Consider the following 5,973-nt stretch of genomic DNA (forward strand, 5'->3'; position numbering starts at 1 on the left):
TTCTTGAATATATTAAAGTAAATACTGATTTTATAAATACTATATTATAGGAGATATATATGAATGTTAGAAATAATGTTTTTTTTAAAAAAAAGGAATTACACAATTTTTGTATTTATAGATTCATTTTCGGAATTAGTTATAGTCTCATGATTCCTACCATACCACTTTTATTTGACTCAATTGGAATCACTACTCTAGCCATTGGAACGGTAATGTCTTTATATGGAATAAGTAAAACATTAACTCAAATACCTTTTGGAATTATATCTGATATAATTGGTGACAAATTAACACTAATGCTAGCATTAATATTAATGACTTTTATTCCTTTTGCTTATACTTTAACTAATAATCACGTATTAGCTAGTTGTATATATGTAATACAAGGAGCAATACTTGGTATGGCTGCCCCCTCAACTTTTTCCATATTATCAAGATCCTTAGATAGAAGGAAAAGAGGTGAGAGTACAGGATTAGCTTCTGCAGTTTTTACACTTGGTGGTGGAGTTGGTGCAGCCATTGGTGGATATATTGTAGCAAAATTAGTAAGTTATAATATGGTTTTTTATATATCATCAGTTGGAATACTAATTACGTTTATATACGTTGGCTTACAAATAGGTAAAACTAATTTACCACCGGTTAAATTTAGATTTAATACAAATAAAAATAGTAGTAGAATCAAAGCAGTAGCTGAAGAAATAAAAAGATATAATCTTAAATATAAAATTATAGTATTGGGAGCTATTGCATTTTTGGGTGATTTTATATATGGATGTATTGTTGCTCTTTTCCATTTTTATGGACAAGATGTTTTAGGTACATCAACGGTATATACTTCTGCAATAATATCAATTTATTTACTTGTTTTTGGATTAGGAGCACCTATTGCTGGGTGGGTAAGTGATAAAATAGGAAATAGAAGACAGTTATTTATTTCTTTTAATGCTATGAATATCACATTATTAGGATTAGCTTTTACAAGAGATATAATTATTTTTACCATGATAATAATTATGTATTTTTTAGGAGCTACATTCCTAAATGCAGCATTACAAAGTTCACTTTCAGAATTTGGTGATAACCTAAAAATAAAAGGCATTATATTTGGCATTGTTGGAGCATCTGAATCAGTGGGATATTCCCTTGGGCCACTAGTTTCAGCGTGTATATATCAGTTAAATAAGTCGTGGTTGTTTGTTGGGTTATTAGTAGTTTCAATTTTAGTTTCAGTTATTTATTTATTTCTATATAAAAAAGCTCATATATAGCCTTAAGATAAGAGATAAAAATCATTTAAGGGGTATACTATATTTATAATAGCCTATAATATTAGTAAAATATTATAGGAGTTATTTATGGATATTAAAAATAATGTTTTATTTCATAAAAAAGAACTTAGACAGTTTTGTAATTTGAGATTTATTTTTGGTGTTAGCTATAGTTTTATGATTCCAATAATACCGCTTTTCTTTGATTCTATAGGAATTAGTACTGTAATTATTGGTACAGTAATGTCTTTATATGGAGTAAGTAAAGCTTTAGCACAAATACCTTTTGGTATGGCATCTGATGTAATAGGAGATAAGTTATTGTTAATAATAGCTTTAAGCATAATGACTTTTATACCTTTCTTCTATACTATTGCGAATACTCAAATCTTAGCTAGCACTATATACATAGTACAAGGAGCAATACTTGGAATGGCTGCTCCAGCTACGTTTTCAATATTATCTAGGTCGCTAGATGAGGAAAAGAGAGGGGAATGTACAGGGTTAGCATCTGCAGTTTTTACACTTGGTGGTGGAATAGGGGCAGCAGTAGGTGGATTTATTATTTCAAAATATAATAACTACAATATAGTATTTTATATAGCGTCAATCGGAATATTTTTTTCAGTTGTATTTGCAGTTTTAAAAATAAAAAAATCTAGTGGAGTAACAAAAAAAAATAAACCTATGAAGAAAGGCATTAACTTTAATAATAGAGTTAAAGTTATTTTCAATGATATTAGAAAATACAAACTTGGGTGTAAAATTATATTATTAGGATCTATTGCATTTTTAGGAGATTTCATATTTGGATGCATAGTCTGTGTTTTTCCTTTTTATGGTCAACAGGTATTAGGAGCTTCAGTTGGATATACCTCAACAATAATATCACTGTATTTATTTGTATTTGGTTTTGGTGCACCTATAGCTGGTTGGATAAGTGATAAGATAGGGAATAAAAAGCAATTACTTATTTCTTTTATGGTTATGAGTGCAACATTATTAGGGTTATATTTTGTAAGAGGATTAATTGTATTTACTATAATAATTGTAATATACTTCCTGGGAGCTACGTTTTTAAATGCAGCTCTACAAAGTTTGCTTTCAGAATTTGGTGATAATGATAATATAAAAGGAATTGTATTTGGAGTTGTAGGTGCCTTTGAAGCATTTGGATATGCACTTGGCCCAATAATTTCTGCATATATTTATGGATTAAATAAGTCATTATTATTTCTAGGTTTATTAATAGTTTCAATTTTAGTTTCAGTTATTTATTTAATATTATGTAAAAAAGCCTGTATAACATAAAGTAGTTAAGTATATTAATAAAATATTTTATTAGTTACTAAATGAAATATAAGATTTTGAAATTTTCTAAAAGATATTTTTAGAGAATTTTTTCTTTTTTGAGGAATATGTATAAAAAAGGAGAGTTTTTTATTAGTGTATTTAAATTTATATTAATGATAATAAATAAAATTAGGGGAGGTTGAAATGATAAAAGAAATATTTCTATTATATATTGATAGGTGGCAATTTTTCTTAGAGCTAACAATGGAACACTTGAAAATTTCAGGAATATCTATATTAATAGCGGCAGTAATAGGGTTAATATTAGGAGTTTTTATTAGTGAGTATAAAAAGACATCCCCATTTATTCTTGGTATAACAAATTTTGTTTATACAATTCCATCTATATCGCTTCTAGGTTTTTTAATTCCTTTTTCAGGTATTGGAAATGCTACAGCAGTAATAACCCTTACCATTTATGCACTTTTACCAATGGTTAGAAATACATATACAGGGATAGAAAATATAGATCCTTCCATAATTGAGTCTGCAAAAGGAATGGGTAGTACACCTTTTGAAATATTATATAAAATTAAACTTCCTCTTGCTACTGCAGTGATATTATCAGGGATTAGAAATATGATAGTTATGACAATTGCGCTTGCCGGCATTGCTTCATTTATTGGGGCAGGTGGGCTTGGGGTGGCTATTTATAGAGGTATAACTACCAATAATAAAACCATGACTATTGCAGGAAGTTTATTAATAGCTTTACTAGCATTGGTATTTGATTTTATTATTGGAAGTATTGAAAAAAATATTAAAAGAAAATGGAGGGTATTATAATTTATGAAAAATTTAAAAAAATATTGTAAAAAATTTTCTCTATTAGTGTTATTTATTTTCGTAGCTTTTATGGTGGGTTGTTCAAGTAAAAGCAAAACCATTAAGATAGCAACAAAACCAATGACTGAACAATTCATCTTGGGTGAGATAATAGCATTGCTTATCGAAGATAATACTGATTTAAAGACTGAAATTACTAAAGGAGTAGGCGGCGGCACAAGTAATATTCACCCTGCCATTGTAAAGGGTGATTTTGATCTTTACCCAGAATATACTGGAACTGGTTGGAGTTTTGTACTAAAAGAAGAGGAAATTCCGGATGATGAAACTTTATTTAAGGAGCTTAGAGAGAAATATGAAAGTAAGTACAATTTAAAGTGGATTAGTTTATATGGATTTAATAATACCTATGGCTTAGTAATAAGGAAAGATATTGCAGACAAGTATAATATTAAAACTTATTCTGATCTTGGAGCATATTCGCAAGAGCTTATATTTGGAGCTGAATATGATTTTTATGAAAGAGAAGATGGATATGATGCATTATGCTCCACTTATGGATTAAAGTTTAAAAAAGCATTAGATATGGATATTGGTCTTAAATATAAAGCTATAAATTCTAAAGAAATTGATGTAATGAATATATTCACAACAGATGGTCAACTTGCAAATTCAGATATAGTAGTGCTTAAAGATGATAAAAACTTCTACCAAACTTATTATTGCGGAACTGTTGTACGTGAAGAGATCCTTAGGAAACATCCAGAATTGGAAGCAGTTCTAGTGAAAATGGAAAACATATTAACTAATAAAGAAATGTCGGAATTAAATAATAAAGTTGAGGGAAATGGCCTTGACGAAAGAGAAGTGGCAAAAGAATTTCTAATTAATAAAGGATTATTAAAATAATTATATCAGAGGGAGAAATGTATGGAAAAACAAGATGTTATACATTTTGAAAGTGTGTCAAAGGCATATGGCAAAAACTTAATATTAAATGATTTCAATTTAAATATAAGTAAAGGAGAATTTTTAACGATAATAGGTAGTTCAGGTTGTGGTAAAACTACAGTATTAAAACTGATAAATGGTTTACTTACACCAGAGGATGGAAAGATCCATGTAAATGGACAGGATATATCGAGGGTGAATCAAATTGAACTTAGACGAAGAGTTGGGTATGTTATCCAAGGAGTTGGATTATTTCCACATATGAACATAAGGAAAAATATTTCTTATGTACCTAATCTAATAAAGAAAGATGATAAAAGAAAGATAGAGTCCAAAGTTGAAAAGCTAATAAAAGTTGTTGGATTAAGTGAAGATATGTTAGATCGTTATCCAAGTGAACTTTCAGGGGGACAGCGTCAAAGAATTGGTCTTGCAAGAGCTCTAGCTGCGTCACCAGAGATATTACTTATGGATGAACCCTTTGGTGCAGTTGATGAAATAACTAGAAAGTTATTGCAAGAAGAAATCTTACGTATTTATAAAGAGTTTAATGTAACCATTGTATTTATTACTCATGATATCAAAGAAGCATTAAAACTTGGAACTAGAGTGCTTGTTATGGATAATGGGAAAATAATACAAATTGGACCGCCAGCTGAAATAATAGAAAATCCTAAAACTGATTTCGTAAAAAAATTAATTGGTAAAGGATAGATTATTTAATATTAACTTAGAAATAAATATACAATATATAAAAAATTGTAACCACAAAATTTATATGGTGGCAATTTTTTTTTGCATTTTTAATTTGTTTATTTATCACCAATATTCTCTTACAGCATATGATGTATTGAAAGTATTAAATAGATAAACATTATTATATTTTTTCAAAAAGGAGGAGAATCTATGTCCATTAACTTTAAGAAATTTATACCACGCCCAGGCCTTGTAAATAAGCAAGGACGTTTACCTGATCCTTCAGAATTAGTTTGTATTGAAGTTCCTAAAATTTTTGACCAATGTTTAATTAAAAGATGCCTTGTATATGGGGAAGGTCCTGACACCAATACAACAGATTGTGAATTAAGAAGCGACCCACTTATTGATCCCAAGAGATACATTGGAAGTAGAGATTTCGATGTGACACTGATTTCTGTAGATAAGATTCCAGTTAAAGGGAAATGTGGCTTCAAAAAAATAGTTCTTAATTATGTGATTTCTTTCTGTGCTGATTACATTGATTGTAATGGTATTACCAAAAGTGAACTATATGAAATTAATAGAACTGATGTAATTGGGAAGTTCTACTGCCCTGATTCNNGTTCAACAAGCTGAAGATTTAGATTCCAATATTATTAAACTTGAGATGGTTGCTGAAGCTCTAGACGGTGAGTTACTACAAGATCTAAATGGAGATGATGTTTTAGATATTACTTTAGGTTACTACATTATTGTAAAATGCGAGCTTATTGTACAATTACTTATACCTGCGTATGACTACTGTCCAGTTCCTAAAGAGTTATGCGAAGAAGAGCCAGAAGAAGACCCATGTGAGATATTTGACAGAGCTCCAGTTCCTAAGTTCTATCCAGATCAAAACTTAGATCCA

5 protein-coding genes and 1 pseudogene are annotated in these 5,973 nt (G+C 29.2%); all 6 read left to right on the forward strand.

What is annotated here, in order from left to right; all coding sequences use genetic code 11:
* Positions 1 to 59 precede the first annotated feature (59 nt).
* Positions 60 to 1,274, forward strand: a complete 1,215-nt coding sequence (locus tag B2671_RS16130; protein ID WP_346871318.1) for an MFS transporter — start codon at positions 60 to 62, stop codon at positions 1,272 to 1,274.
* Positions 1,275 to 1,361: 87 nt separating this feature from the next.
* Entirely contained in the window at positions 1,362 to 2,585 is a 1,224-nt protein-coding gene (locus tag B2671_RS16135; protein WP_346871319.1) for an MFS transporter, read from the forward strand.
* A 186-nt stretch (positions 2,586 to 2,771) separates the two neighbouring features.
* Positions 2,772 to 3,413, forward strand: a complete 642-nt coding sequence (locus tag B2671_RS16140; protein ID WP_346871320.1) for an ABC transporter permease — start codon at positions 2,772 to 2,774, stop codon at positions 3,411 to 3,413.
* Between the two features lie 3 nt (positions 3,414 to 3,416).
* Positions 3,417 to 4,322 (forward strand): glycine betaine ABC transporter substrate-binding protein, encoded by a 906-nt coding sequence (locus B2671_RS16145; RefSeq protein ID WP_346871321.1) that lies wholly within the window; start codon positions 3,417 to 3,419, stop codon positions 4,320 to 4,322.
* A 21-nt stretch (positions 4,323 to 4,343) separates the two neighbouring features.
* On the forward strand, positions 4,344 to 5,078 hold the full coding sequence (locus tag B2671_RS16150; protein ID WP_346871322.1) for an ABC transporter ATP-binding protein: 735 nt from the start codon (positions 4,344 to 4,346) through the stop codon (positions 5,076 to 5,078).
* Between the two features lie 192 nt (positions 5,079 to 5,270).
* Positions 5,271 to 5,973: pseudogene (locus B2671_RS16155) on the forward strand (hypothetical protein); the annotation flags it as partial.

The organism is Clostridium sp. UBA5119 (genome assembly GCF_002414285.1).
GTDB classification, from domain to species: domain Bacteria; phylum Bacillota; class Clostridia; order Clostridiales; family Clostridiaceae; genus Clostridium_J; species Clostridium_J sulfidigenes.